Source organism: Bradyrhizobium sp. ORS 111 (assembly GCF_045571485.1).
Classification (GTDB): Bacteria; Pseudomonadota; Alphaproteobacteria; order Rhizobiales; family Xanthobacteraceae; genus Bradyrhizobium.
The window spans coordinates 5,449,052-5,475,796 of sequence record NZ_CP120701.1 but is presented as its reverse complement, the minus strand read 5'-3'; the positions used below and the strand labels follow the sequence as shown (position 1 = coordinate 5,475,796).

General features: G+C 64.2%; 26 protein-coding genes. 13 read left to right on the top strand and 13 right to left on the bottom strand.

Translation table 11 applies throughout. The features are described from left to right. Positions 1–30: 30 nt before the first annotated feature. From P6U30_RS25340 to P6U30_RS25315, 6 genes are all read right to left on the bottom strand, one after another. Positions 31–1,254 carry an alpha/beta fold hydrolase gene (locus P6U30_RS25340; RefSeq protein ID WP_407165601.1) on the bottom strand — a complete coding sequence of 408 codons (1,224 nt, stop codon included), beginning with the start codon at positions 1,252–1,254 and terminating at the stop codon, positions 31–33. Between the two features lie 27 nt (positions 1,255–1,281). After that, positions 1,282–1,947, bottom strand: coding sequence for a sulfite oxidase-like oxidoreductase (locus P6U30_RS25335; RefSeq protein WP_407165600.1), 666 nt, complete (start codon positions 1,945–1,947; stop codon positions 1,282–1,284). Between the two features lie 13 nt (positions 1,948–1,960). Continuing rightward, positions 1,961–3,283, bottom strand: a complete 1,323-nt coding sequence (locus P6U30_RS25330) for an MFS transporter (RefSeq protein WP_407147521.1) — start codon at positions 3,281–3,283, stop codon at positions 1,961–1,963. 80 nt (positions 3,284–3,363) lie between these two features. Further along, positions 3,364–4,590: a cytochrome P450 gene (locus P6U30_RS25325; protein WP_407165599.1), complete on the bottom strand. Its 1,227-nt coding sequence runs from the start codon at positions 4,588–4,590 to the stop codon at positions 3,364–3,366. 65 nt (positions 4,591–4,655) lie between these two features. Then, positions 4,656–4,862 (bottom strand): ferredoxin, encoded by a 207-nt coding sequence (locus tag P6U30_RS25320; RefSeq protein ID WP_407147519.1) that lies wholly within the window; start codon positions 4,860–4,862, stop codon positions 4,656–4,658. 418 nt (positions 4,863–5,280) lie between these two features. After that, entirely contained in the window at positions 5,281–6,192 is a 912-nt protein-coding gene (locus P6U30_RS25315) for a LuxR C-terminal-related transcriptional regulator (protein ID WP_407165598.1), read from the bottom strand. 286 nt (positions 6,193–6,478) lie between these two features. Here P6U30_RS25315 and P6U30_RS25310 point away from each other — a divergent pair, with 286 nt between their 5' ends. Then, the gene (locus P6U30_RS25310) at positions 6,479–6,730 is read left to right on the top strand and encodes a LuxR C-terminal-related transcriptional regulator (RefSeq protein WP_407170536.1); all 252 of its coding nucleotides are present in this window, start codon (positions 6,479–6,481) and stop codon (positions 6,728–6,730) included. 103 nt (positions 6,731–6,833) lie between these two features. Beyond that, positions 6,834–7,466, top strand: a complete 633-nt coding sequence (locus tag P6U30_RS25305) for a TetR/AcrR family transcriptional regulator (protein WP_407165597.1) — start codon at positions 6,834–6,836, stop codon at positions 7,464–7,466. 107 nt (positions 7,467–7,573) lie between these two features. Here the strand turns inward: P6U30_RS25305 and P6U30_RS25300 are convergent, their stop codons facing one another. Both P6U30_RS25300 and P6U30_RS25295 read right to left on the bottom strand, forming a co-directional pair. Next, a complete protein-coding gene (locus tag P6U30_RS25300; protein ID WP_407165596.1) occupies positions 7,574–9,046 on the bottom strand; it encodes an amidase in 1,473 nt (490 codons plus the stop codon). A gap of 200 nt (positions 9,047–9,246) precedes the next feature. Further along, positions 9,247–10,023: an SDR family oxidoreductase gene (locus P6U30_RS25295; RefSeq protein WP_407165595.1), complete on the bottom strand. Its 777-nt coding sequence runs from the start codon at positions 10,021–10,023 to the stop codon at positions 9,247–9,249. A 168-nt stretch (positions 10,024–10,191) separates the two neighbouring features. Here P6U30_RS25295 and P6U30_RS25290 point away from each other — a divergent pair, with 168 nt between their 5' ends. Beyond that, the gene (locus P6U30_RS25290) at positions 10,192–11,265 is read left to right on the top strand and encodes a tartrate dehydrogenase (protein ID WP_407165594.1); all 1,074 of its coding nucleotides are present in this window, start codon (positions 10,192–10,194) and stop codon (positions 11,263–11,265) included. Positions 11,266–11,430: 165 nt separating this feature from the next. Here P6U30_RS25290 and P6U30_RS25285 read toward each other — a convergent pair whose 3' ends face one another. The 3 genes from P6U30_RS25285 to P6U30_RS25275 form a co-directional block, all read right to left on the bottom strand. Continuing rightward, positions 11,431–12,342 carry an NAD(P)-dependent oxidoreductase gene (locus tag P6U30_RS25285; RefSeq protein WP_407165593.1) on the bottom strand — a complete coding sequence of 304 codons (912 nt, stop codon included), beginning with the start codon at positions 12,340–12,342 and terminating at the stop codon, positions 11,431–11,433. Positions 12,343–12,373: 31 nt separating this feature from the next. Continuing rightward, positions 12,374–13,624 (bottom strand): Zn-dependent hydrolase, encoded by a 1,251-nt coding sequence (locus P6U30_RS25280; protein ID WP_407165592.1) that lies wholly within the window; start codon positions 13,622–13,624, stop codon positions 12,374–12,376. 143 nt (positions 13,625–13,767) lie between these two features. Beyond that, the gene (locus P6U30_RS25275) at positions 13,768–14,685 is read right to left on the bottom strand and encodes a LysR family transcriptional regulator (protein ID WP_407165591.1); all 918 of its coding nucleotides are present in this window, start codon (positions 14,683–14,685) and stop codon (positions 13,768–13,770) included. Between the two features lie 120 nt (positions 14,686–14,805). Between P6U30_RS25275 and P6U30_RS25270 the strand changes: the two genes are divergently transcribed. From P6U30_RS25270 to P6U30_RS25245, 6 genes are all read left to right on the top strand, one after another. Continuing rightward, the gene (locus P6U30_RS25270) at positions 14,806–15,621 is read left to right on the top strand and encodes a putative hydro-lyase (protein WP_407165590.1); all 816 of its coding nucleotides are present in this window, start codon (positions 14,806–14,808) and stop codon (positions 15,619–15,621) included. 87 nt (positions 15,622–15,708) lie between these two features. Next, on the top strand, positions 15,709–16,956 hold the full coding sequence (locus tag P6U30_RS25265) for an ABC transporter substrate-binding protein (RefSeq protein WP_407165589.1): 1,248 nt from the start codon (positions 15,709–15,711) through the stop codon (positions 16,954–16,956). Between the two features lie 246 nt (positions 16,957–17,202). Then, positions 17,203–18,036 carry a branched-chain amino acid ABC transporter permease gene (locus P6U30_RS25260; RefSeq protein WP_407170535.1) on the top strand — a complete coding sequence of 278 codons (834 nt, stop codon included), beginning with the start codon at positions 17,203–17,205 and terminating at the stop codon, positions 18,034–18,036. Next, positions 18,036–19,013 (top strand): branched-chain amino acid ABC transporter permease, encoded by a 978-nt coding sequence (locus tag P6U30_RS25255; RefSeq protein WP_407165588.1) that lies wholly within the window; start codon positions 18,036–18,038, stop codon positions 19,011–19,013. The genes P6U30_RS25260 and P6U30_RS25255 overlap by 1 nt, the downstream gene beginning before the upstream one ends. Then, positions 19,010–19,741 (top strand): ABC transporter ATP-binding protein, encoded by a 732-nt coding sequence (locus tag P6U30_RS25250; protein ID WP_407165587.1) that lies wholly within the window; start codon positions 19,010–19,012, stop codon positions 19,739–19,741. The genes P6U30_RS25255 and P6U30_RS25250 overlap by 4 nt, the downstream gene beginning before the upstream one ends. Next, positions 19,725–20,429 (top strand): ABC transporter ATP-binding protein, encoded by a 705-nt coding sequence (locus P6U30_RS25245; protein ID WP_407147505.1) that lies wholly within the window; start codon positions 19,725–19,727, stop codon positions 20,427–20,429. The genes P6U30_RS25250 and P6U30_RS25245 overlap by 17 nt, the downstream gene beginning before the upstream one ends. Before the next feature lie 238 nt (positions 20,430–20,667). On the opposite strand, the gene P6U30_RS25240 is transcribed toward P6U30_RS25245, so the two are convergent. Together P6U30_RS25240 and P6U30_RS25235 are read right to left on the bottom strand one after the other, a co-directional pair. Beyond that, on the bottom strand, positions 20,668–20,931 hold the full coding sequence (locus P6U30_RS25240) for a hypothetical protein (protein WP_407147504.1): 264 nt from the start codon (positions 20,929–20,931) through the stop codon (positions 20,668–20,670). Positions 20,932–20,964: 33 nt separating this feature from the next. Next, positions 20,965–21,621 carry an aldolase gene (locus tag P6U30_RS25235; protein ID WP_407165586.1) on the bottom strand — a complete coding sequence of 219 codons (657 nt, stop codon included), beginning with the start codon at positions 21,619–21,621 and terminating at the stop codon, positions 20,965–20,967. 177 nt (positions 21,622–21,798) lie between these two features. Between P6U30_RS25235 and ltnD the strand changes: the two genes are divergently transcribed. The 4 genes from ltnD to P6U30_RS25215 all read left to right on the top strand — a co-directional run bounded on the left by ltnD (position 21,799) and on the right by P6U30_RS25215 (position 26,642). Beyond that, the gene (ltnD, locus tag P6U30_RS25230; RefSeq protein ID WP_407165585.1) at positions 21,799–22,710 is read left to right on the top strand and encodes an L-threonate dehydrogenase; all 912 of its coding nucleotides are present in this window, start codon (positions 21,799–21,801) and stop codon (positions 22,708–22,710) included. Between the two features lie 12 nt (positions 22,711–22,722). After that, entirely contained in the window at positions 22,723–23,505 is a 783-nt protein-coding gene (gene otnI, locus P6U30_RS25225) for a 2-oxo-tetronate isomerase (RefSeq protein ID WP_407165584.1), read from the top strand. Beyond that, positions 23,502–24,779, top strand: coding sequence for a 3-oxo-tetronate kinase (gene otnK / locus P6U30_RS25220; protein ID WP_407165583.1), 1,278 nt, complete (start codon positions 23,502–23,504; stop codon positions 24,777–24,779). Before otnI ends, otnK begins: the two co-directional genes overlap by 4 nt. A gap of 171 nt (positions 24,780–24,950) precedes the next feature. Beyond that, on the top strand, positions 24,951–26,642 hold the full coding sequence (locus P6U30_RS25215; RefSeq protein ID WP_407165582.1) for a methyl-accepting chemotaxis protein: 1,692 nt from the start codon (positions 24,951–24,953) through the stop codon (positions 26,640–26,642). Positions 26,643–26,745: the final 103 nt, after the last annotated feature.

Below are 26,745 nucleotides of genomic sequence, written 5' to 3'. Positions count from 1 at the left end.
ATTTCGGCAGCGTGCCCTTGCGTCGCAGGCTCACTCCGCCGCCTTGGTGACGATCCGCACTTTCGATGTCAGCGTCTTGTGCACCGGGCACTTGTCGGCGATCTCCATCAGCCGCTTGCGCTGGTCATCATCGAGCGTCCCCTCGATCCGGATGATGCGGTCGATCTGGTCCAGCATGCCGTCGCGTGTCTCGCAGTCCGCGCAATCCTTTGCATGGATCTTGCTGTGCGTCAGTGTCACGGTGACACGTTCGAGCGGCAGCGATTTCCGATCGGCATACATGCGCATGGTCATCGAGGTGCAGGCACCAAGCCCGGCCAGCACAAAATCGTAAGGACCGGGGCCGCTGTCCTGGCCGCCGACGGCAACCGGCTCATCGGCCAGCATCCGGTGTGGACCGGTGGTGATGGTCTGTTGGAACTTGCCCGCACGGGTTTCCTGCACCACGACGTTACGCGGGCCGCTGCCCATATCGGCCACCGGCTGTGGCGCTGCGAGATCGATATAGCGCTCGACCCAGGCCGCGATGACATCGGCGACATAGGCCGCGTCCTGCTTGCCGCTCAGGAGATGATCGGAGCTCGCAAGCGAGACGAAACTCTTCGGGTGCCTCGCCGCGACGAAGATATGGGTCGCGTTGTCGATGCTGACGGTGTCGTCGGTCGGCGAATGCATGATCAGGAGGGCTTTGTGTAGCTTGGTCACCTGCGCCATCAGGTTCTGCTCGGCGACGTCGTCGAGGAATTCCCGCTTGATGCGGAACGGACGACCGGCCAGCGACACCTCAACCTCGCCCTGCGCGCGAATATCGTCGATCCGATCCTTGAAAAGGTGCGTGACATGGGCGGGATCGGACGGCGCGGCGATGGTGATGACGGCCTTGGCTTCTGCGATTTGCCCGGCCGCCGCGAGGATTGCCGCGCCACCGAGGCTGTGGCCGATCAAGATCGCCGGCGCGGCGCGCGTCTCGCGCAGATGGTCGGCAGCGCGAACGAGATCCGCGACATTCGACGAGAAGGTCGAGTTGCCGAAATCGCCTTCGCTGGAGCCGAGCCCGGTGAAGTCGAACCGCAGGGTTGCGATGCCCTTGGCGGCAAGCGCGACGGCGATGCGCTTCGCGGCCAGCACGTCCTTGCCGCAGGTGAAGCAGTGCGCGAACAGCGCGTAGGCCTTGACCGGGCCATCGGGCGTGTCAAGGGCCGCGGCGAGCTGATGGCCGCCCTCGCCGGTGAATTGAAAACGTTCGTGCGGCATCGGCAGGCTCCATCATCGTCGTCGGGATCAGTCGCCGGAATAGCGCTGCTCGGCCCAGGGATCACCGCGGTTGTGATAGCCGCGCACTTCCCAATAGCCCGGCGCGTCTTCGGCAACGAACTCGATACGCTGCAGCCATTTGGCGCTCTTCCAGAAATAGAGATGCGGCACCACGAGCCGGACCGGGCCGCCGTGCTCCGGCTCGAGCGGCTCACCAGACCAGCGATGGGCCAGTAACGCGTCCTCGGCCGCGAAGTCCTCGAGCGGGAGGTTCGTCGTATAGCCGTCATATGAATGCAGCACGACGAACCGCGCCTCCTCGCGCGGCCGGCAGGCGGCGAGCAAGTCGCGCGTCGCAAGTCCTTCCCACTGGTTGTCATAGCGCGACCACGTCGTGACGCAATGGATGTCGGAGACGAATTGCGTCTGCGGCTGCGCGAGGAATTGCTCCCACGTCCAATAGATCGTGTGCTCGACCGCGCCATGGACATCGAGCCGCCAGCGTGCCTGCGAGATGTCAGGCATCAGCCCAAGGTCGAGCACCGGCCAATCCCGCGTCAGATGCTGGCCCGGTGGCAGGCGCTGCTCCTCCGGCCGGGTCATGTTGCCGGTGAGGAACTTGCCCTCGCGCGCCCAGCGCTGCTTGCTGCGCGTCAGCTTGCTCTCGGCAGGGGGCTCGGCGTCGTCGGTCATCGGCTTGCCGTCATCACTCGTGACGATGCATCGCGGAGGCATGCTTGGTGTCGCGCATGGTCGCATAGATCAGGAGGGACAGGAAGATCATGCCGCTCAGATAGTAATAGAACCAATTCTCGTGCCCGATGCTCTTGAAATAGAGCGCGATCGCCGGCGCGGTGCCGCCGAACACCGACACGGTGATGGCATAGGGGAGGCCGACACCCAGCGCACGCACATTGGTCGGAAACAGCTCGGCCTTCACGATCGCGTTGATCGAGGTATAGCCGGCGACGAAGATCCAGGCGCCGCAGATCAGGAGAAACGCGATCAACGGCGACTTGCTCTCCTTCAATGTGGTGAGGATCGGCACCGTCGCCAGCGTGCCGGCGATGCCGAAGAAGATCAGCAGCGGCTTGCGGCCGATGCGATCGGAGATCGCGCCGTAGGTCGGCTGGAGGATGGTCGCGAAGATCAGCGAGCCGAAGATCACGAAGGTGGTCTGGTCCTCGGTCAGGCCGACCGAGAGCTTCACGAAAGTCTGCATGTACGTCGTGAAGGTGTAGAAAGCGGCGGTGCCGCCCGCGGTGAGCCCGACCACCAGCAGCAGCTCGCGGGGATAGTTCAGCAGCGCCACGATCGAGCCGGTCGGCTTCGAAACTCTCTTGGCCTCGATGAACGCCTCGGTCTCGTGCAGGCTGCGGCGCATCACGGCCGCGAAGATTGCGAGCATCGCCCCGATCACGAAGGGGATCCGCCAGCCCCAGGCCTTCAGCTCCTCAGGGGTCAGGAACACCTTCTGCAGCAGCAACAGCACGATGATCGCGGTGAGCTGGCCGCCGATCAGCGTGACGTACTGGAAGCTTGAATAGAAGCCGCGGTGCTTGGCGTCGGCGACCTCGCTGAGATAGGTGGCGCTCGCGCCATACTCGCCACCCAGGCTCAGGCCCTCGATGATGCGCGCCAGTGCCAGGATCGCGGGTGCGGCAATGCCGATGGTCTCGTAGGTCGGAGTCACTGCAATGATCAGCGAGCCGAAGCACATGCAGACCACCGAGACGGTCAGCGACAGGCGGCGGCCGTAGCGGTCGGCGATGAAGCCGAACAGCCAGCCGCCGAGCGGGCGCATCAGGAAGGTCGCGGCAAACAGCACCGCGGCGTTGAGCTGCTGCACCACCGGATCGCTGTGCGGGAAGAACGCGGGAGCGAAATACAGCGCAAACGCCGTATAGGCGTAGAAATCATACCACTCGACGAGATTGCCGACTGAGCCGATGAAAATCGCCTTCACCCGCCGCTCGACGTCGTGAACGTCGAGGTGATCGCTCGCGGGTTGAGCGGTTTGATCGGTCATAGCGTAGCTCCGGAATGGTTGGTTCGATTCCGGGGCAAACTACCTCATCGGGTGGTGCGATGTAACTGCTGTCCGGTTCCTCAGGCCTTCTTGCCAAACAAGATCGGCAGTTGACGAGGACCGCGCACCGTGCCTTCGGACCAGGTGACCTTGCCGGCCGGGTCGAGACGAAAATCAGGGAGCCGCTTCAGCCATTCCTCGATCGCCACTATCATCTCCATGCGCGCCAGGTTGGAACCGACGCAGCGATGGATGCCGAGGCCGAACGCAGCGTGGCGATTTTCCTTGCGATCGATGATCACATTGTCGGCTTCAGGGAACATGGCGGGATCGCGGTTGGCCGCCGGAAACGACAGCAGCACCATGTTGCCGGCCTTCACTGGGCAGCCGGAAATGGTGGTTTCTTTCATCACCTCGCGGGCCATCGTCACCGGCGAATAGGCGCGCAGGAATTCCTCGATCGCGGTCGGGATCAGAGCTGGTTCGGCAACCAGGCGCTCGCGGTCGGCCGGCGTCTTGGCGAGGTGCCAGAGCGAGGAGCCGATCGCGCTCCAGGTGGTGTCGATGCCCGCGATCAACAGCAGCCGCAACGAGCCCAGCACATGATCGTCCGAAAGCGACTGGCCGTCCGGTCCTTTCGCCCTCATCAGCGCAGAGATCAGGTCGTCGCCCGGCTGCTGCCTGCGCTGCTCGAGATGGGTCATGAAGTAGCCGGTCATCTCGCGCACGCCGTTCATCAGCTCGTCTTCGTTCTTGATGCCGAGCTCGAGGATCTGGTGGATCCACTTGATGAAGAGGTCGCCGTCCTTCTCGGGGATGCCGAGCATGTGGGCGATGGCGCGCACCGGGATATGCTTGGTGTAGCGCGCCGCGGCGTCGCAACGGCCATCGGCGATGAATTCGTCGATCAGCTCGTTGCAGATCGCGCGTACGCGCGGCTCCAGCTTCTTCATTGCGTCCGGCGTGAACGGAGGCAGCAGCACTTGCTTGGCCGGCTTATGCTCCGGCGGATCTGAGGTGATCGGCGGCGCGCGGGCCGAGATCTCGGGGCGGACGTCGCGCACGATCACGCGGCGCGAGGAAAAGTGCTCGGTGTCGTAAGCGATCTCCTTCACCGCCTGATAGGTGGTGGGCATGTAGCAGCCGAGAAAGCGCTCGGTATGGACGACCGGAGACGCCGCGCGCAATTCCTCCCAGATCGGAAACGGGTCTTCGGTCCAGGTCGGATCGGTATGGTCGAAATCGTTGACCCAGTCGGTGACCGGGGGATGCTCGGGCAGATAGCTTGCGGACGGAGAATCGGACATCGGCTTGTTCCTTCTCGTTCGTTCAAACCGGCTGTTGGGGAATGCGGCTTGCGTCTCGGTCGCCGCTATTCTTCGGTGATCTCGATCGCGATTTCCGGGCAGTTGGTCTGCGCGAGCCACGCCTTGTCCTCGAGGCCGGCAGGAACGGATCCGTCGCCGATCTCATGCGCGTTGCCGTATTCGTCGAGCTCGAACAGTTCTGGGGCGAGTGATTTACAGCGTGCGTGACCTTGGCACTTGTCCTGGTCGACGCGGATCTTCAGCCTGGACATGCCGGCGCTCTCCCTCGGTCTCGCGCGCGATTGGGCGCGCTGTGTTCCTCATTTTCGTTGTGCAAGTTGATCTTGCTTGGGCAGCACCAGCTCCTGGCCAGGCCGCCAAGTTATAGTGTATTACATTATTGTTCGGCGCGCGCGTCAAGCGAAAACTCAGCGCTTAAACGGCGGTTGAACGGCGGAAGGCCCATGGCTCCAGACGTTGAGTTGTCGAAGTGTTTTTGCGCACTGATCAGTGCAACTATGTGCGACCTTCCGCCGCGGCGACGCCGTGCGGTCCCAGCGGCCCGTTCCTCCTTCCAGCGTTGGTGTCTTGCTGTCGCCGCTCGCCGAAAAGAGGTCGGCGCCGACAGGGCTGACCCCTGCGGCGGAGCGTCAATCGCGCCGAACGACCGGCGTCAGCTTGGACCATCGCTCATTTGGCGAGCCGGATGACGCCACTCGCCGCCGCATGGATTTTCTTGCGAGCGTGTCCGTTGGCGGGGGACACATCAAATCGATCCGATGCATGGTCGGCGGCGTCGAACGTCGCCGGTGCATTGATGTGCGGCAATTGCCGTATCTCGCTCGCGACGCTCGCAGGACGGTTCGTCACCTCCGAACCCGATGGGGGTAGTCTGTCGCTTGATGATTGTGCCAGCAATCGGTTGTTGACGCCCCAGATCGCCGCCTGGGTTCTGTTCTGAACCCGGATCTTGCGAAGGATCGCCTTGATGTGGACCTTCACGGTGGCCTCGGCGATATTGATCTTTCGCGCGATGCATTTGTTCGAATCGCCGTCGATAAGGCAGCGCAGTATCGACGTCTCCCGTGGTGAGAGCTGGGGAGAGCTTTTGTCTTCCGGTGCGATAACCGCGGCTTCGCCGTTGTCGCGCGACCTGATCTCGTTCGAGCTTGTCGCTGCCGGATCAAGGGTCCCGGACAGGAACGTGGCGGGAAAAACCATTTCCCCCATCATCACGAGCTCGATCGACTTGATGAATACGTCGCAGGTCGTGACGTCGATGAAGTAGCCGGTGGCGCCTGCCCGGAATGCCGAAGCCAGGTCGTTTACTCGATAGCGATCGGCCACGACGGCGACGCGCCCGTCCGGACGATGGCTCCTGCAAAGCTCGACCTGCGCAACGGTGCTGTCAAACTCATCGCCCGAATGGACGACGAGAAACAGCACCTGGCAGGGTAGGGCTTTGCGGGCCTCCAATTCATCGGCGTCCGAAACCGAACTCAGGATGCGAAAATTCGCCGAACGGAGGATGCCTGCCAAACCTTCTTTGCGTAATCCGTTTTTGCCGACAAGTACGATTGAAAAGCAATGTTGCCGCCTCATGACATACTCCCTGCCAAACTAGGGTGTGGGCGATTGAAAATCTGGCTGTTACGCTTAATGCGGTGACGGAAGAAAAATTGAAGTTCTTCAATATCTGTTAGACGCGAAGCCGCGCGGAAGGTCTCCTCTCATTGCCGCTTTTATAAAGTTTAGATTCGAATGCCCGATATCCCTATATGCCGTTGGGTAAAGCCCGATCAACGATGCGCGAGGTGGGCGGGCGCATCGTTCGGATGAGGGGCCAGTGTGTGACTATTAGACGTTGTGATTTTCCCTCCCGCCGGGGATCCGCGTCGCTGCGCTGCAGCGTACGCCTTGTGAAAGATATTATCGCCGGCTGAAGATTGCCGAGGGCACCGTCAAGGTTCATCTGCACAACGTTTTCCAGAAGCTCGAGATCAGCAATCGGACGGCTCTCGGGGCGTTCGTCACCCGTCGGCGCGTCCGATCCGTACTGCGTCGGATGCAGATCGCCTGGCTCTATTCCGGGGATTCGGCCAAGCGTTTTTCATGGACGGACGTGGCGATTTCGCCCTAATGGCCTGCAGACCTCGCATGCTCCGTTTGGAGGAAGTGACGCAAGCGGTTGATATCGCTAATGTTGCATTCTCTATTGTGACCTGACCGCGATCATCACTGCAATGGGACAAATCATTCGTAAGCCGTTCAAGACCTATCATCATGGCGACCTGCGCGACGCGCTGATCCAGGCTGCCCTCCAGGAGGTCGAACTTGGCGGGCCGGAGGCGATCAGCATCAAGGCGCTGGCCAAGCAGCTCGGCGTCTCGCAGCCGGCGCCGTACCGGCACTTTGCCGATCGCGACGCGCTGTTGCAGGCGGTCACCGCCGAGGCATTTCGGCAGTTCAACGTGATCATGCGCGAGGCCATCGACAAGCCGGGCAAGCAGTCGAAGCTGTCGCGCTTCGCGCAGGCGGCGCTCGCCTTCGGGCTCCAGCGCCACGGCGTCTACCGGCTGATGTTCGCCTCGCGAATCATGGCCTGCGCCCCGAAGGGCAGCGAACTGCATACCGCGGCGATGGAAACGCTGGAGCTGCTGATCGAGGCGTTCGAGGCGCCCGCCGTCGGTCTGCTGCGCGAACGCCAGGCGCTGAAGATCTGGGCCGGGCTGCACGGCATCGTGATGCTGGCCGAGCAGGGACTGCTCACCGGCGAGGTCGCCCATATCAGCCGCGAGGAGCTGATGGACGAGATCGTCGAGCAGACCAAGTTTGCGCTCACAGTTGCGCTGAAGTCGGCGGAAGAGAAGGCATAAAGCATGGTCCGGAAAAGTGCGAAGCGGTTTTCCGAATGGATCATGCTCAAACGAGAGCCTAAAGTGCGATGACGATTCAACCGAATTGCATCGCGCTTTAGGACGCCTTACTTCGGCGGCCGCGGATCGATCGGCGTCGTGCCGCGCAGGCCGAGAACATCTTCCAGCACCTTCGCCCCGGCCAAGAGCTGCGCTTCGGCGCGCGGTTTGGCGACCATCTGCAAACCGACCGGCAATCCCGAGGCAGTGAAGCCGCAGGGCAGCGACAGCGCCGGGCAGCAGGCCAGTGTGATCGCGTAGACGATGCCGAGCCATTCGACATAGTTGTCGAACTTCTTGCCGTCGCATTCAGCGACGTAGCGGTTCTCGACCGGGAACGGCGGCACGATGGTCGCAGGCGCCAGCAGCAGGTCATACTTGTCGAAGAAGGCAAGCGCACGCTCGGTCATCGCCACGCGCTGCGCCTCGGCGCGCTCGAGCTTCTCGACAGTGACCTTCAACCCCTCCTCGATATTCCAGATCACTTCGGGCTTGAGCAGATCGCGCTTGGTGCGCAGCAGTTGCGCCTTGCTGATCGCGAAATCGAACGCGCGCAGCACGTGGAAGCATTCGTGGGCTTCGTGCAGGTCGGGATGGGCTTCCTCGACGATCGCGCCGGCTTCCGCGAAACGCTCCGCCGCCTTGCGTGTGATCGCCTTGACCTCGGGATCGACAGGCGTGATGCCGAGATCGGGCGAATAGGCAATGCGCTTCGGCTTCCGGTTCGAGCGCGCAGCGGAAAGGAACGATGTCGGCAGCGCGGGAAGGGACAGCGGATCGGCGGCATGCTCGCCGCTCATCGCGTCCAGCAGCAGCGCGAGGTCTTCGACGTTGCGCGCCATCGGTCCCTGTACGCCGAGCGTGCGATTGACGCCGAATTTCGGCGTGTGCGCGACACGGCCGATGCTCGGCCGCAGGCCCACGATGCCGCAGAAGCTCGCCGGGTTGCGTAGGCTACCGCCCATGTCGGAGCCATGCGCGAGCCAGGCGGTGCCGGTCGCGAGCGCCACGGCCGCGCCGCCGGAGGAGCCGGCGGCCGAGCGTGACGTGTCCCAGGGATTGCGGGTTGGGCCGAACACCTCGTTGAAGGTGTTGGCGCCGGCGCCGAATTCCGGTGTGTTCGATTTGGCGTAGATCACGCCGCCGTTGTTTTCGAGATGCTCGACCAGGAGGTCGGACTTGGCCGGGATGTTGTCCTTGAAGATCGGCGAGCCCTGCGTGGTCAGCACGCCCTCGACGGCGGTGAGATCCTTGATCGGAACGGGAAGCCCCGCAAGCAGGCCGCGCTCGGTGGCGGGCTTCTGCATCAGGGCCTTGGCATGGTTGCGCGCGCGGTCGAAGCAGAGCGTCGGCAGCGCGTTGACCTTGCCGTCCACCTCGGCGATGCGCCTTTCCAGCACGTCGAGCAGATCCAGCGGCGTGACCTCGCCGGATTTCAGTTTCTCGACGACGGCGCAGGCCGTTTCCCGGATCAGCCCCTGATCTGCCACTTGCTTGTCTCCGTTGGTTGCAAGTCTTCTGTTGTTGCTGCTGTAGACCATTTTGCCGGAAAGTGGAAACCGTCATGGCCACAAACATTCGGCTCGATCCACGTCATCCCCGCGCAATGGCTTCGCCACTGTCGCTGGGAGGTGCGAGCGGAGCGCGCCTCGAAGGACGACGTGGCCCGCGGCCCATCCTTCGAGACGCCGCTTTGCGGCTCCTCGGGATGACGGCAGAGCAAGGGGCTAGTGCGAGCCAATTAACCCCATCCCGCCGTGAACCCGCCGTCCACCGTGTAGATCACGCCGGACGTGTAGCCGGCGCGGTCGGATGCGAGGAACGCCATGAGGTCGCCGATCTCGCGTGCATGCGCGGGGCGGCCGAGTGGCATGCCCTTCTGGAACTCCTTGTAGCGATTCTCGTCGCCGAACTGGTGCTTGGCGCGGGTCTTGAGCAGCGTGACGTGGCGGTCGGTGCCAACCGGACCCGGATTGATGCCGACGACGCGGATGTTGTCGGCGAGGCTTTTGCCGCCGAGCGCGCGGGTGAAGGCCATCAGCGCAGCATTGCCGGCGCTGCCGCAGATATAGTTGGCGTCGAACTTCTCGCCGGCCGCGCCGATATCGTTGACGATGACCCCGCCACCGCGCGCCTTCATCTGGGCATAGATCGCACGCGTCAGGTTGATGTAGCCGAACACCTTCAGCTCCCAGGCATGACGCCAGGTCGCTTCGTCGATCTTGTCGATCGAGCCGCCCGGGATATCGCCTGCATTGTTGACGAGGATGTCGATATCGGCGGCCTCCTTGGCCAGCCGGGCCAGGTCATCTGGTTTGCGCAGATCGACCACGCTGGTCGCAGCATCGATCCGGTGCGCGGAGCGCAGCCGCTCGGCGAGCGCCTTGAGCTGATCGCCGTTGCGCGCGGCCAACAGCAGATTGGCGCCTTCCTCGGCAAAGGCTTCGGCCGCGGCCGCGCCAATGCCCTTGGAGGCGCCGGTGATCAGGACACGCTTGCCGCGCAGATGCAGATCCATGGGATGTCTCGCTTGTTCTGAGAAACGGATGTCGGCGAATTCGTAGGGGCAGGGTCGCGCGGCGGTCAACACTGCACTGCAGCGTTGCGCTCGCGCGAAGTTTGGTCCATTGCAGGGCGATCAGGATAGGCGGCGTTGCCGGCCGGGCAAATCACAAGGGTGTTCTCGATGAGCAAGAAGCAGTATCGGATTGCGGTCATTCCCGGCGACGGCATCGGCAAGGAGGTGATGCCGGAAGGATTGCGCGTCATCGAGGCCGCCGCGAAGAAACACGGCGTCGCCGTGCAGTTCGACCATTTCGACTTCGCCTCCTACGACTATTACGAGAAGCACGGCGAGATGATGCCGGCTGACTGGAAGGACAAGATCGGCAAGCATGATGCGATCTATTTCGGCGCGGTCGGCTGGCCGGCCAAGATCCCGGATCACATCTCGCTGTGGGGCTCGCTGATCAAGTTCCGCCGCGAGTTCGATCAATACGTCAACCTGCGCCCGGTGCGGCTGATGCCCGGCGTGCCGTCGCCGCTGGCGAACCGCAAGCCCGGCGACATCGATTTCTGGGTGGTGCGCGAGAACACCGAAGGCGAGTATTCCTCCGTCGGCGGCCGCATGTTCCCGGACACCGACCGCGAGTTCGTGACGCAGCAGACGGTGATGACGCGCACCGGCGTCGACCGCATCCTGAAGTTCGCCTTCGATCTCGCGCAGTCGCGGCCGAAAAAGCACCTGACCTCGGCCACCAAGTCGAACGGCATCTCCATCACCATGCCCTATTGGGACGAGCGGGTGGAGGCGATGGCCAAGAAGTATCCCGGCGTGAAGTGGGACAAGTACCACATCGACATCCTGACCGCGAACTTCGTGCTGCATCCGGACTGGTTCGACGTCGTGGTCGGCTCCAACCTGTTCGGGGATATCCTGTCCGACCTAGGTCCGGCCTGCACAGGCACGATCGGCATCGCGCCGTCGGGCAACATCAATCCGGAGGGCGATTTCCCCTCGGTGTTCGAGCCGGTGCATGGCTCGGCGCCCGATATCGCGGGGCAGGGCATCGCCAACCCGATCGGCATGATCTGGTCCGGTGCAATGATGCTGGAGCATCTCGGCGAGAAGCAGGCCGCGGACGCGATCGTCGGCGCGATCGAGCGCACGCTCGGCGAACGCACGCTGCGCACCCGCGACCTCGGCGGCAATGCCGATACGACGGCGTGCGGCAAGGCGGTCGCCGAGATGGTGGATTGATTTATGGCTCAATCACGGGGTCGTCCTGGCGAAAGCCAGGACCCATTACCCCGAGTGCTGTTGTGTTGCTGGCTCTGACCACCGTCCTGTGCGATGACGCAGGCCGGTGGTAATGGGTCCTGGATCGCGCTCGCTACGCTCGCTTGTCCAGGACGACGGTAAAAATTAGCCCTTCACGATCCTTCGGCAATGCTCCCATGCCGCGTGGATCAAATTCTCGCTCGCCTCGGGCGTGCGGAACGCGGAATGCGCCGACAGCGTCACGTTGGGAATCTTGGTCAGCGGATGATCCTTCGGCAGCGGCTCGATGTTGTAGACGTCGAGGCCGGCGTGGCGGATATGGCCCGACTTAAGCGCATCGATCATGGCTTGCTCGTCGACGATGGCGCCGCGGGCGGTGTTGATCAGGATCACGCCCGGCTTCATCTTCGCGATCTTCTCGCGCATGATCAGGCCGCGGGTCTCGTCATTGAGCAAGAGATGGATCGAGACCACATCGCTCTTTCCGAGCACCGTGTCGAGATCGAGGAACTCGACGCCCGAATGCATCTTGGGCGACCGGTTCCAGGCGATCACCTTCATGCCGCTGCCGAGCGCGATGCGGGCGACCTCGGCAGCGATGCCGCCGAAGCCGATGAGGCCGAGCGTCTTGCCGGTGAGCTGCATGCCGTCCTCGCGCAGCCAGTTGCCGGCGCGCATCTCGCGGTCCATCTGCGCGATCACGCGCGCCGAGGACCACATCAGCGCGATCGCGGATTCCGCAACGGCGGTGTCGCCGTAGCCTTTGATCAGATGCACGGAGATGCCGAGCTCGGCGAGCTCCTCGGGGTTCATATAGCTGCGCGCGCCGGTGCCGAGGAACACGACGTGCTTCAGTCCGGCGCACGTCTTCGCAACATCCGTCGGCAGCGCGGTGTGATCGACGATCGCGATCTCGGCGCCGTCGAGCACGGCTGGATAGTCCTCGGGCTTGATGTCCGGATTGCGGTTGATCCGCATCTTGGGATCGCCTGATTTCTCCAGCCGCTCCATGATGACCGCGAGCGATTCATTGGCGTCGACAAACACTCCGCGCACGAAAACCTCCGTCCAAAGGAAGAGATGATGATCAGGATGCGACGCCGGCGAGCGCCAGCACGGTGTGCATCAATACGTTGGCGCCGGCGGCGCAGTCGGCCTGCGTCGCATCTTCCAACTCGTTGTGGCTGATGCCGTCCTTGCAGGGCACGAACACCATTGCTGCCGGCATCACGTTGTTGAGGTTGCAGGCGTCATGGCCGGCGCCGGAGGTGATGCGGCGGTGCGAGTAGCCGAGCTGCTTGGCTGCATTCTCAACGGCGTCGACGAGCTTCGGGTCGAAATGTGTCGGCGCCTTGCGCCAGACGAGGTCGAGCTGAACCTCGACCTTGCGGCGCGTCGCGATCTCGGCCACCGCCGCGCGCAGGTCGCGGTCGAGTGCGTCCATGATTGCGGCATCCGCGCTGCGGCAATCGACCGTGAAGGCGATCTCGCCCGGAATCACGTTGCGCGAGGGCTTTGCGATCACGGCCTCGCCGATGGTACCGACCGCCTTCGGGCCGTGCTTCTTGGCGATGCTTTCCATCGCCAGCACGATCTCGGACAGGGTTGCCAGCGCATCGCGCCGCAACGGCATCGGCGTTGAACCCGCGTGGCTCTCGAAGCCGGTGATCTTGCCGTCGTACCACAGCACGCCCTGGCCGGAATCGACCACGCCGATGGTCTTGTTCTCGGCCTCCAGGATCGGTCCCTGCTCGATATGCAGCTCGACGAAGCCTGTGAATTTCTGACGGCCGACCGGGGCATCGCCGCGATAGCCGATGGTGTCGAGCGCCTGCGCCACCGTGACGCCGTCGGCATCCTTGCGCGACAAGATATCGTCGGTAGTGAAGTCGCCGACATAGGCCGCGGACGCCATCATCGCCGGGGCGAACCGCGAGCCTTCCTCGTTGGTCCAGTTGCAGATGCAGATCGGCAGCTCGGTCTCGATGCCAGCATCGTTCAGCGTGCGCACCATTTCGAGCGCGGCGAGCGTGCCGAGCACGCCGTCATACTTGCCGCCGGTTGGCTGGGTGTCGAGATGCGATCCGACGCCGATCGGCGGCTTCGACATGTCCCTTCCTTTCCTCAACCCGAACATCGAGCCGAGCGCATCGACATGCACTTCGAGGCCGGCGTCCTGGCACGCCTTGCGAAACCAGTCGCGCACCTGCTTGTCCTCGGTGCTCAGTGTCAGCCGCCGCACGCCGCCTTTCGGAGTGGCGCCGAACTGCGCGGTTTCATGGATGGTGCCCCAGAGGCGGGCGGAATCGATCTGCAGGTTGGTGGCGGCTCGGCTCATGTCGTCAGTCCATTCCAGGTGTCATTCCGGGGCAATGCGAGAGCATCGGGCTCTGGTGCGCACTTGCGCACCAGAGAATCTCGAGATTCCGGGTCTGGTCCTTCGGACCATCCCGGAATGACGTTCATTTCTCCGGCTCTCGTTCAATGACGCGCCACTCTCGCCTCGTCAACCGCCGCGCGCGGCTGTGCGATCTGTCCGGCGAGATTGGCGACGCGCTCGATCGCGACTGCATCGGGCGAGGCGAGCCAGCTTGCGGTGAAGGTGAGAGGCGGCAGCTTGAGGTCGGTATCGAGCAATTGCAACCGTCCGTCGGCAAGCTCGTTCTCGACGATCGCCGCCGGGATGACCGCGACGCCGAGGCCTTCATTGGCCATGTGGATCACGGTCGCGAGCGACGTTGAGGCGTGCAGGCGGATCGGCGGCAGATCGGGTCCGTTGAACAGCGCGCGCACGGTCTCGTAGGGCTGGGTCTTGCGCGGAAAGGTGATGATCGGAAACCGCGCCAGATCCTGCCGCGCCACCGGACCGGCGCCGAGGCCGAGCGCCGGGCTGGCGAGGAAGCTGATCGGATAATCGCACAGCACCCGGTTGTGCGCGCCGGAGGCCGAGACCGGCCCGAGCACGAAGGCGAGCTCGATCTCCTGTGCCAGCAGCCGCGCGGTCAAATTGGGCGTGATGTCGACCTCGATCTCCAGCGACAGGTTCGGGTAGATCTCGTTCACGCTCTTGACCAGCCGCGGCAACCAGGTGTGCACGATCGTCTCCGCGACACCGAGCCGCAGCGCACCGCGCATCGCCGAACGGTCGCCGACCTCGGCCATCATCTCCGACCGCAGCCCGATCAGCTTCTCGGCATAGACCATCATCTGGCGTCCGCTCGGCGTTGGCGACGCGACCCGATGGTCGCGGTTCAACAGCTTGACGCCCATCTCGCGCTCGAGCTGAGCGATGCGTTGCGAGATCGCCGGCTGGGTGGTGTTGAGGCGTTGGGCGGCGCCGCGGAAGCTGCCGAGCTTGACGACCCAGAGGAATGTTTCGATCGAGCGGAAGTCCGTCATGAGGAGCAATTTTCCAATCGATAAATCAGAGTTATCGATTTTGATTAGAAAGGACGATTAGACATTATATCACGCTTGGTGTTGGCTTGTCCTTGTCGACATTATGGGCAGGAGGGACCCATGACTGTTTTTGCGGCAGCGCAGCGATCTCAGGGGGAAACAGTGCTTCCGAGCGTTGAGGCCCGCCTGGCCTGCCGCAACGGCATGGCGTCGACCACGGCCGGCGTCGCCAATGGCTTCGTCCAGGGCAACCTCGCCATCCTGCCGGAAAAGCTCGCCGGCGCCTTCCATCGGTTCTGCCAGCTCAATCCGAAGCCGTGCCCGATCATCGGTATGTCCGATGTCGGCGATCCCCGCATCCCCGCGCTCGGCCTCGATCTCGACATCCGCACCGACGTGCCGCGCTACCGGGTCTGGCGCGACGGCGAGGTGGCCGACGAGCCGACCGACATCATGAATTACTGGCGTGACGATCTGGTCGCCTTCGTGCTCGGCTGCTCGTTCTCGTTCGAGGAGGCGCTGCTGGACGAGGGGCTGCCGATCCGTCACATCGAGCAAAAGGTGCGCGTGCCGATGTACCGCACCAACATCGCATGCAGTCCGTCGGGGCCGTTCCAGGGACCCATGGTGGTGTCGATGCGTCCCTTCAAGCCGGCGGATGCAATCCGCGCGGTGCAGATCACCTCGCGCTTTCCATCGGTGCATGGTGCGCCCGTCCATCTCGGGCATCCGCACTCGATCGGCATCAAGGATATCGCGAAACCCGACTACGGCGATCCGGTGCCGGTCGCCGCCGACGAGCTCCCGGTGTTCTGGGCCTGCGGTGTGACGCCGCAAGCGGTGATCGCGAACGCAAAGCTGCCGTTCGCGATCACGCACGCGCCGGGATTGATGCTGGTTACGGATCTCAGGAACAAGCAGCTCGCTGTGCTTTGAATAGGCAATTCGTGCAATTCATTGAGGCTTTACTGCGCGCTACAAGCACTTCATCGATAAAAACAAACTGACCTAGGGGAATTGGGAATGACGATCTCTCGCCGTAACGTGTTGCTCGGTGCCACTGCCGCCGCTGCGCTCGGTCCGATGGCCGCGCGCGCGCAGACCAGCGAAGTGGTGATCGGCGTGATCTATCCGCTGTCGGGCTCCAGCGCCCAGATCGGCGTCGATGCGCAGCGCGCCTTCGAGACCGCCGCCGACATCATCAACAAGAACTATGATTTCGCGTTGCCGCTGGCCAAGGGCGAAGGTCTGCCCGGCCTCGGCGGCGCCAAGGTGCGCCTCGTGTTCGCCGACCATCAGGCTGATCCGCAGAAGGGCCGCGCCGAAGCCGAGCGCCTGATCACCCAGGACAAGGTCTGCGCCGTGATCGGCACCTATCAGAGTGCGGTCGCCGTCACCGTCAGCCAGATCTGCGAGCGCTACCAGGTGCCGTTCATCTCGGCCGACAATTCCTCGCCGAGCCTGCATCGCCGCGGCCTGAAGTATTATTTCCGCGCCGCGCCGCATGACGAGATGTTCTCGACCGCGATGTTCGATTTCTTCGACGCGATGAAGAAGAAGGGTCAGAAGATCGAGACGCTGGCGCTGTTCCACGAGGACACGATTTTCGGCACCGATTCGTCCAACGCGCAGCTCAAGCTCGCCAATGAGCGCGGCTACAAGGTGGTGACCGACATCAAGTATCGCGCCAACTCGCCGTCGCTGACCGCCGAGGTGCAGCAGCTCAAGGCGGCGAATGCCGACGTGCTGATGCCGTCGAGCTACACCACCGACGCGATTCTCCTGGTCAAGACCATGGCCGAGCTCGGCTACAAGCCGAAGAACATCGTGGCGCAGGACGCCGGTTTCTCGGAAAAGGCCACTTATGACGCGGTCGGCGACAAGCTCGAGGGCGTCATCTCGCGCGGCAGCTTCTCGCTCGATCTTGCGCAGAAGCGGCCGATGGTTGGTCTCATCAACGAGATGTATCGCGCCAAGTCCGGCAAGGACTTCAACGACTATTCGTCGCGCCAGTTCATGGGCCTGATCGTGATGGCCGATGCGATCAACCGCGCCAAGTCGACCGATGGCGAGAAGATCCGCGAGGCGCTGGCCGCGACCGACATGCCGGGCGATGTGACCATCATGCCCTGGCGGCGCGTCAAGTTCGACGAGATGGGGCAGAACAACTTCGCCGATCCGGTGCTGCTGCAATATGCCGCGAAGAACTTCGTCACGATCTTCCCGGAACAGGCCGCCGTCTCCGAGGCGATCTGGCCGATGAATAGCTGATCGGTCGGCCACTCTCCTTCGTCGTCCCGGGCAAGCGAAGCGTGACCCGGGACCCCCGCGCGAGTGCTTGCGCTCGTCGCGTAACCCAGGCAGGCGTTTTGCGATGATTGGTTGCTGTCTCTCCTCTCGATGCATTTGTGGTTATGGGTCCTGGCATTCGCCAGGACGACGCTGGAGCCGTGCATTGATCGGGGCCCAACAGTGACAGCCGAGACCATTATCCAGAGTCTGGCGAGCGGCCTGCTGATGGGGCTGCTCTACGGACTGATCGCCGCCGGGCTCGCATTGATCTTCGGATTGATGGACGTCGTGAATTTCGCGCACGGCGAGTTCCTGATGATCGCGATGTACGCGACGTTCTTCCTGTTCGCGTTCTTCGCGATCGATCCCTTGCTGTCGGCGCCGCTGGTCGCCGCGGCGCTGTTCGTGTTCGGCGCCGTGGTGTATCTGTTGATCGTCCGCTTCGCCGTGCGCGCCAAAGCCAATGCCGGCATGGTGCAGATCTTCTCGACCTTCGGTCTTGCGATCGTGATGCGCGGCCTGGCGCAGTTCTTCTTCACGCCCGACTATCGCAGCGTCACGAACTCCTGGCTCGGCGGCAAGACGGTGGCGGTCGCCGGCATCTATTTGCCCGAGCCGCAACTGGTCGGCGCGTTGGTCTCGATCGCGGCCTTCGTCGCGCTCTATTTCTTCATTCATCGCACCGATTTCGGTCGCGCGCTCGAGGCGACGCGCGAGGACGCCGGCGCGGTGGCGCTGGTCGGCATCGACAAGAACAGGGTGTTCGCGCTGGGCTGGGGGCTTGGTGCGGCGCTGGTGGGGCTTGCCGGCGCCATCATGGCGATCTTCTTCTACGTCTATCCCGATGTCGGCGCTTCCTTCGCCCTGATCGCCTATGTCACGGTGGCGCTCGGCGGCTTCGGCAGCGTGTTCGGCGCCTTTGCCGGCGGCATCATCGTCGGTCTGGTGGAAGCGACCACGGCGCTGATCCTGCCGCCGTCGCTGAAATCGGTCGGCATCTATGCCGTCTATCTCCTGATCGTCTTCATCCGCCCGCGCGGCCTGTTCGGATCGATGTGATGGACAAGCATTTCGCCCAACGCCGCAGGCGCGACCTGATCATGGCCGGTTGCCTCGCCGTGATCGCCGCGCTGGTGCCGCTGTTCGTCAAGGACGTCTACGTCCAGAACATCATGGTGCTGACCCTGATGTACGCCGCGCTGTCGCAGAGCTGGAACATCCTGTCCGGCTATTGCGGGCAGATCTCGCTCGGTCACGCGCTGTATTTCGGGCTCGGCGCCTACACCACCGCGCTGCTGTTCACCAAGTTCGGCGTGCTGCCCTGGTTCGGCATGCTGGCGGGCGGCGCGATCTCTGCGGTGATCGCGATGGCGCTGGGCTATCCCTGCTTCCGCCTGCGCGGCCACTACTTCGTGATCGCGACCATCGTGATCGCCGAGATCGCGCTGCTCCTGATTCAGAACTGGGATTGGGCGGGCGCCGCGCTCGGCATCGATATCCCGGTGCGCGGCGACAGTTGGCTGAAATTCCAGTTCACGCGCTCCAAGCTGCCGTACTTCTATTTCGCGCTGGCGCTGGCCTGCATCGCCTGGTTCGTTACCTGGTGGCTGGAAGATTCCAAATGGGGCTATTGGTGGCGTGCGGTGAAGGACAACCCGGATGCCGCCGAAAGCCTCGGCGTGGTCGTGTTCAACTCCAAGATGGGGGCGGCTGCAGTCTCCGCCTTCCTCGTCGCCGTCGGCGGCAGCTTCTACGCCCAGTTCGTCTCCTATATCGATCCCGAGAGCGTGATGGGCTTCCAGTTCTCGCTGTTGATGGCGTTGCCCGCGGTGCTCGGCGGCATCGGCACGCTGTGGGGGCCGATGCTGGGCGCGGTCATCCTGATCCCGCTCACCGAGCTGACGCGCTCCTTCGTCGGCGGTTCGGGGCGCGGCGTCGACCTGATCGTCTACGGCACCCTGATCGTGCTGATCTCGCTGGCGCTGCCGCGAGGCCTGGTGAGCGTGTTCTCCCTGCGCAAGAGGGCCGCGCGATGACGGCGCTTCTGGAAACCCGCGGCGTCTGGCAGCGTTTCGGCGGCCTCGTCGCCAACAGCGACGTGTCGATCTCGGTCGGCCGCGGCGAGATCGTCGGCCTGATCGGCCCGAACGGCGCCGGCAAGTCGACGCTGTTCAACCTGATCGCGGGCGTGCTGCCGCCGACGCAGGGCTCGATCATCTTCGACGGCGAGGATGTCACGGCGCTGCGTGCGGCCGAACGCTGCCAGCGCGGCATCGGGCGCACCTTCCAGGTGGTGAAGAGCTTCGAGACCATGACTGTCATCGACAACGTCATCGTCGGCGCGCTGATCCGCAACACGGTGATGCGGGTGGCGCGGAAGAAGGCCTATGAGGTGCTGGAGTTCTGCGGTCTTGCGGCGCGCGCCAACGTGCTGGCCAGCGACCTGGTGCCGTCGGAGAAGCGCCGGCTCGAGGTTGCTCGCGCGCTTGCGACCGAGCCGAAGCTGCTGCTGCTCGACGAGGTCCTGACCGGGCTGACGCCGGTCGAGGCGCAGACCGGTGTCGAGTTGGTGCGCAAGGTGCGCGCCGCCGGCATCACGGTGCTGATGGTCGAGCATGTCATGGAGATCGTGATGCCGCTGGTCGACCGCGCCATCGTGCTCGATCTCGGCAAGGTGCTGATCGAAGGCAAGCCCACTGAGGTCGTCCGCAATCCCAAAGTCATTACCGCCTATCTCGGGGACCGTCATGCTGTCGGTGCGTGAAGTCACCACCGCCTATCAGGGCCTGGTTGCGATCTCCTCGGTGTCGATCGACGTCGCCAAGGGCGAGATCGTCTGCGTCGCCGGTGCCAACGGCGCGGGCAAGTCGACGCTGTTGAAATCGATCGCCGGCGCTGAGCGTCCGCGCTCGGGGACCGTGACCTTCGACGGCGCCCGCATCGACGGCAAGCCGCAGCACGTCATCACGGCCGGCGGCATCGCCTTCGTGCCGGAGAATCGCCGGCTGTTTCCGCGGCTGTCGGTGCGCGACAACCTCCGTCTCGGCAGCTATCTCTACCGCAGCCAGGCCAATCGCGACGAGCCGCTCGATCTGGTGTTCAAGCTGTTTCCGCGGCTCTCGGAACGGCTCGATCAGCGCGCCGAGACGCTGTCGGGCGGCGAGCAGCAGATGCTGGCGATCGGCCGCGCGTTGATGACGCGGCCGCGGCTATTGATGCTCGACGAGCCGTCGCAGGGCATCATGCCGAAGCTGGTCGACGAGATCTTCCAGGCCGTGAAGCGCATCCGCGACGCCGGCATGACCGTGCTGATCGTCGAGCAGCGCATGGCCGAGTGCCTGGAGATCGCCGACCGCGCCTATATCCTGCAAACCGGCCGCGTGCTGATGCAGGGCGCGGCCGCGGAGATCAGCACCAATCCCGACGTGCGCAAGGCGTATCTGGGGCTGTAGCGCTCACCGTCATTGCGAGGAGCGAAGCGACGAAGCAATCCATCTTTCCCCGAGCGGTAAGACGGATTGCTTCGCGGAGCCTGTCATCCGGCGGCGCTTCGCGCCGACCGGGTGGCTCGCAGTGACGAAAGCTGGAGCTTGCGCTTGGGTAGCGGCAGCTCCCGGAGCCGGATAGCGAAGCGGCATCCGCGAGCGTCCCGCATATCGCTGCGCTCATGCGGGCTACGATCGACGTGCGCTACTTGACGACCTCGACCTTGGCTGCGAGGTCCGGCGCGCGTCTGATGCGGTAGGTCGCGTTGGTGCACCTGAGGATCCATGCCTCGTCGTCCGGCTTCGAGAGCTTGGCGTCCTTTTTCGCCCCGAGCGCCTTGTCGCAGGCATAGCCCTGGGTGCGAAGCTGTGCCGCCAGCATGCTCTGCACGGTCTCGGCCTGTGCGGCCGATCCCGTAAGGCCGCCGACAAATACAATCCCTAACGCAAAGCCCGTGAACCTCAACATGAGTATTCTCCGCATGTCTGCCCGGTGCGAAGTCTAGTGCGGGTGCTCCGGCAACGCGAGCCCAAACGTCTTGACCAGATCCGACACCTGCTCCGGCGACAGGTATCGCGGGTTCAGCCCGCGCAGCAGCAGATAAAGTCGTGCCGTCTCTTCGAGCTCTTCGGTCGCGAATACCGCGGCTTCCAGCGTGTCGCCGGAAACGACGGGACCGTGATTGGCGAGCAGTACGGATGAATACTTCCCGGCCAGCCCCTTGATCGCGTCGGCGACCGCGGAATCGCCGGGGCGATAATAGGGTACCAGCGCGGTCTGGCCGCACTTCATCACGTAGTAGGCCGTCATCGGCGGCAGTGCGGCGCGCGGGTCGATTTCGGGCAGCATCGAGAGTGCGACCGAATGGGTCGAGTGCAGGTGCACCACGGCGCGCGCGGCCGAGCGGGTCTGGTACAGCGCGGTGTGCAGCGGCACCTCCTTGGTCGGGGCGTCGCCGGAGATGAGCCGGCCGTCGGCCGCGAGCCGGGACATTTTTGCCGGGTCGAGGAAGCCGAGCGAGGCATTGGTCGGCGTCACCAGCCAGCCGCCATCATCGAGCCGGACGCTGATATTGCCCGAGGAGCCCGGCGTCAGCCCGCGCTCGAACAGCGAGCGGCCGAAGCGGCAAATATCCTCACGAAGCTTTGTTTCGCTCATGACGCGCAAGCCTCCGGTGTTTTCGCCTTGTCTCATGCTTTGGCAGCGCGGCCAAGCCATGATAGGCAGGCAATAACGGGCATGATCCGGACCCGGCGGGCCGCGCCAGCGCAAGGTGGCCGCCGGTTTTCCGAAGTGATCATGCTCAATACCAGGAAACATTCGAGGGATCGCCGCATGTCCAGTTCCGCCACACCGCGCATCGCCGTTATCGGGCTCGGGTCGATGGGGTATGGCATGGCGACCTCGCTCAAGCGCGCCGGCTTTGACGTCACCGGCTGCGACGTGACGGCCGACGCGGTTGCCCGCTTCGTTGCCGACGGCGGCAAGGGCGCGAAGACGCCGGCCGAAGCTGCCAAGGATGCCGATATCGTGGTCAGCGTCGTCGTCAACGCGGCACAGACCGAGGCCATCCTGTTTGGCGCAAACGGCGCGGCGGAGACTCTGCCAAAGGGCGCCGTGTTCGTGTCGTCCGCCACCATGGACCCTGATATCGCGCGGCGGCTTGCCAAGCAGCTCGAGGCGACCGGCCGGCACTATCTCGATGCCCCGATCTCCGGCGGCGCACAGCGCGCGGCGCAGGGCGAGCTCACCATCCTTGCTTCCGGCAGCGTCGCGGCGTTTGCAAAGGCACGGCCGGCGCTGGATGCGATGGCCGCGAAGCTTTACGAGCTCGGCGATGCCGCTGGCCAGGGCGCCGCCTTCAAGATGATCAACCAATTGCTTGCGGGCGTGCATATCGCCGCCGCCTCGGAGGCGATTGCATTTGCCGCCAAGCAGGGCCTTGATATCCGGAAGGTCTACGAGGTGATCACGGCCTCCGCCGGCAATTCCTGGATGTTCGAGAATCGCATGCCGCATGTGCTCGACGGCGACTACACGCCGCGCAGCGCGGTGGAGATTTTCGTCAAGGACCTCGGCATCATTCAAGACATGGCGCGCAATGCGCGCTTCCCGGTGCCGGTCTCGGCCGCGGCGCTGCAGATGTTCCTGATGACGGCAGCGGCCGGCATGGGCCGCGATGACGATGCCTCGGTGGCGCGGATATATGCGCAGGTCACCGGTACCCAACTGCCCGGCGCGAAATAAGAGGATCTCCAGATGCCCCGCTTTGCCGCCAATCTCTCCATGATGTTCAACGAGGTCCCGTTCCTCGACCGCTTCGAGGCAGCCGCGAAGGCTGGCTTCACCGCGGTCGAGTACCTGTTTCCTTATGATCATCCCGCCGAGGAGGTCGGCAAGCGGCTGAAGGCGGCCGGGCTGACGCAGGCGCTGTTCAACCTGCCGCCGGGCGACTGGAATGCCGGCGAGAAGGGGTTTGCCGCGCTGCCGGATCGCTTCACCGATTTGCAACAGAGTCTGAAGACCGCGCTGCCCTATGCGCAGGCGACCGGCGTCAAGCGGCTGCATCTGATGGCAGGAATCGCCGATCGTGGTGACCGGCGCGCGGTGGAAGCCTTTTACAAATCGGTTGCTTATGCTGCGGAGTTCTTCGCACCGCATGGCCTCGATGTCGTGATCGAGCCGATCAATCCGCGCAACGTACCCGGCTATTTCCTCAACGATTTTCTGTTCGCGCGCGACCTGATCGCCGAGCTGAAGCTTCCGAACCTCAAGCTGCAGTTTGACATCTATCACTGCCAGATCATCCACGGCGACGTGACGATGCGACTGCGCGAGATGATGCCGATCATCGGCCACGTCCAGATCGCCTCGATCCCTTCGCGCCACGAGCCCGACGGGGAAGAGCTGAACTATCCATTCCTGTTCGGCGAGCTCGACCGGCTCGGCTATGGCGGCTTCGTCGGCTGTGAGTACAATCCGCGCGGCAAGACCGCCGATGGCCTTGCCTGGTTCAAGCCTTATGCCGGAGTGAAGCCGTGACGCTCGCACTTGGTTGCATCGCTGACGACTATACCGGCGCCTCCGACCTCGCCAACACGCTGACCCGTGCGGGCTTGCGCACCGTGCAGACCATCGGCGTGCCCGCGGCCGATCTCGCACTGCCCGAGGTCGACGCCGTCGTGGTGTCGCTCAAGAGCCGCTCGATCGAGGCCGGCCTTGCCGTGACGCGCTCGCGCGCCGCCGAAAAATGGCTGCGCGGGCGGGGTGCAGCCCATATCCTGTTCAAGATCTGCTCGACTTTCGATTCCACCGACGCCGGCAATATCGGCCCGGTGATGGATGCGTTGCGCGCTGACTCCGGCGATCCCATCGTGGTGGTGACGCCGGCATTCCCGGAGACTGGCCGCACCGTCTATCAGGGCAATCTGTTCGTCGGCTCGGTGCCGCTGAACGAGAGCCCGCTGAAGGATCACCCGCTCAATCCGATGCATGATTCCAACCTTGTGCGGGTGCTGGCGCGCCAGAGCGGGATGAAGGTGGGCTTGGTCGATCTCGCGACGCTGAGCCGTGGCGTCGAGGCCGTCAGGGCCAAGCTCGCCGATCTTGCCGCCAAAGGTATCGGTGCTGCGATCATCGACGCGGTGTTCGACCGTGATCTCGAAACCATCGGGCGGGTGGCGCTCGATCATCGCGTCTCGGTCGGCGCCTCCGGCATCGGGCTCGGATTGGCGCGGGCGCTGGTCGCGGGCGGGACCGTGAAAGCGGATGCCGCAAGCGCGCTGCCCGACGCGGCGGTCGGCGGTCCGGCGGCCTGCCTCGCCGGCAGTTGTTCGCAGGCGACCCTGCAGCAGATCGCGAATGCCGAGCAGGTGATGCCGGTGCTGCATCTCGATCCCGAGCGGGTGGTCACCGGCAAGGACGAGGCGCAGCGCGCACTGGCGTGGGCCAAGGATCGCATCGGCGATGGTCCAATCCTGATCGCGAGCAGCGCGACCCCCGATGAGGTCGCAGGCCTGCAATCCCGTCACGGCCGCGATGCTGCCGGACATGCTATCGAGCAGGCGATGGCCGACATCGCCGAAGGCCTGGTGCAGGCGGGCGTGCGCAGGCTGGTGGTGGCCGGTGGTGAAACGTCAGGTGCGGCAGTCGACCGGCTGCGAATCCCGGGATTCCTCGTCGGTGCGGAAATCGCCGCGGGCGTCCCCGTTCTGCGCGCCGTTGGAATGACGAGCGGCGACATGCTGCTGGCTCTGAAGTCGGGCAATTTCGGCGGACCGGAATTCTTCTCGGACGCGCTCGCCCTGATGCGCTGAGCGCGCTTTGCACGCGTGCCGTCACGGCGCCAACGCGCGACTCCGTAGTTCAACGGGGATTCAAATTAACCCAACCGAAGGCACGGCGCAGGCTTTGATGTCTGCGGCGTCCCGTTGCGTCGCCGTTTGATTCCGGACCAGGGCTCGCCCCCACCAGCCAGAGATATCACGATGTTCGCCAAACTCTCGATTCGCGCCAAAATCGTTTCCGTGGTGGCGCTCCTGCTTGTCGCGATGGCGGGCATGGGCCTGCTCGCCGTCAGGGACATGCAGGCGATCAACGCCAACACCGTCGACATCACCACCAATTGGCTGCCGAGTGTGCGCGTCCTCGGCGAACTCCGCGCCGGCGTCATCACCTATCGCAACGTGATCCGCGAACACATGCTCGCAGAGACCCTCGAAGAGAAGCTGGCGGCCGAGAAGACGCTCGCCGGCGTGGTCGAGGCCAATGGCAAGGCGCGGGCGAGCTACGAGGCGATGATCTCGTCGGCGGAGGAGCGCGCGCTCTACAAGCAGTGGGCCGAGACCTGGGACAGGTACAAGAAGGGGACCGAGGACGTGCTGGCCCTGTCGCGCAAGGAAGCCGGCAAGCTCCCGCAAGAAGCCCATGAACTGAACACCAAGGTCGTGAACAAGATCGGCCTCGAGGCCGATGAGATCCTGCGCAAGGATATCGCGCTCAACAACGCCGGTGCCGACAAGGCTGCGAAAGATGCTGCCGACAATTACAACTCGGCGTTCATGGTGCTTGCGGTCATTCTCGGCGTTGCCGTCCTGATCGGCGTCGGCGTCAGCTTCTATCTGGTCCGCGATGTCTCCGCCGGCATCGCCTCGATCGTCACGCCGATGCAGGCGCTCGGCCGCGGTGACCTCACCGCTGTCGTTCCCCACCAGGGCGAGAAAACCGAGATCGGCACGATGGCTGACACGTTGCAGGTGTTCAAGGAGGCGCTGGTCGCCAAGAAGGCCGCCGACGAGGCCGCCGCGGCGGACGCGGAGGCCAAGATCGAGCGCGGCCGCCGAGTCGATGCCATCACCCGCAATTTCGAACAGATGATCGGCGAGATCGTGCAGACCGTGTCGTCGGCCTCGACCCAGCTCGAAGCCTCGGCCGGCACGCTGTCGTCAACGGCCACGCGTTCGCAGGAACTGACCAGCGCGGTCGCGGCAGCCTCGGAAGAGGCCTCCGCCAACGTGCAGTCGGTGGCATCCGCCACCGAGGAGCTGTCGTCGTCGGTGACGGAGATCAGCCGCCAGGTGCAGGAGTCGGCGCGGATGGCCAGCGATGCGGTCGGTCAAGCGCGCAGCACCAATGATCGGGTCAGCGAGCTGTCCAAGGCCGCTGCGCGCATCGGCGACGTCGTCGAGCTCATCAACACCATTGCCGGCCAGACCAACCTGCTCGCGCTCAACGCGACCATCGAGGCGGCGCGCGCCGGTGAAGCCGGCCGCGGTTTCGCGGTCGTGGCGTCCGAAGTCAAGGCGCTGGCCGAGCAGACCGCGAAGGCGACCGGCGAGATCGGCCAGCAGATTTCCGGCATCCAGGCCGCGACGCAGGAGTCAGTCGGCGCGATCAAGGAGATCTCGTCGACGATCGAGCGCCTATCGGAGATTTCGTCCACCATCGCGGCGGCCATCGAAGAGCAGGGCGCCGCGACGCAGGAGATTTCCCGCAACGTGCAGCAGGCGGCGCAGGGCACCCAGCAGGTCTCGGCCAACATCACCGACGTGCAGCACGGCGCGACCGAAACCGGCTCGGCTTCAACCCAGGTGCTGTCGGCGGCCCAGTCGCTCTCCGGCGACAGCAGCCGTCTCAGGGTCGAGGTCGGTACATTTCTCGACGCCGTTCGCGCCGCCTGACATCGATCAAGCTCGCAGTTCGAAGTGTGCCCGGCCGCCGCAGGCCGGGCACATTTCGTTGCCTATTCGCCGCGCAGCGTGCCTACGTAGTTCCACGGAATCC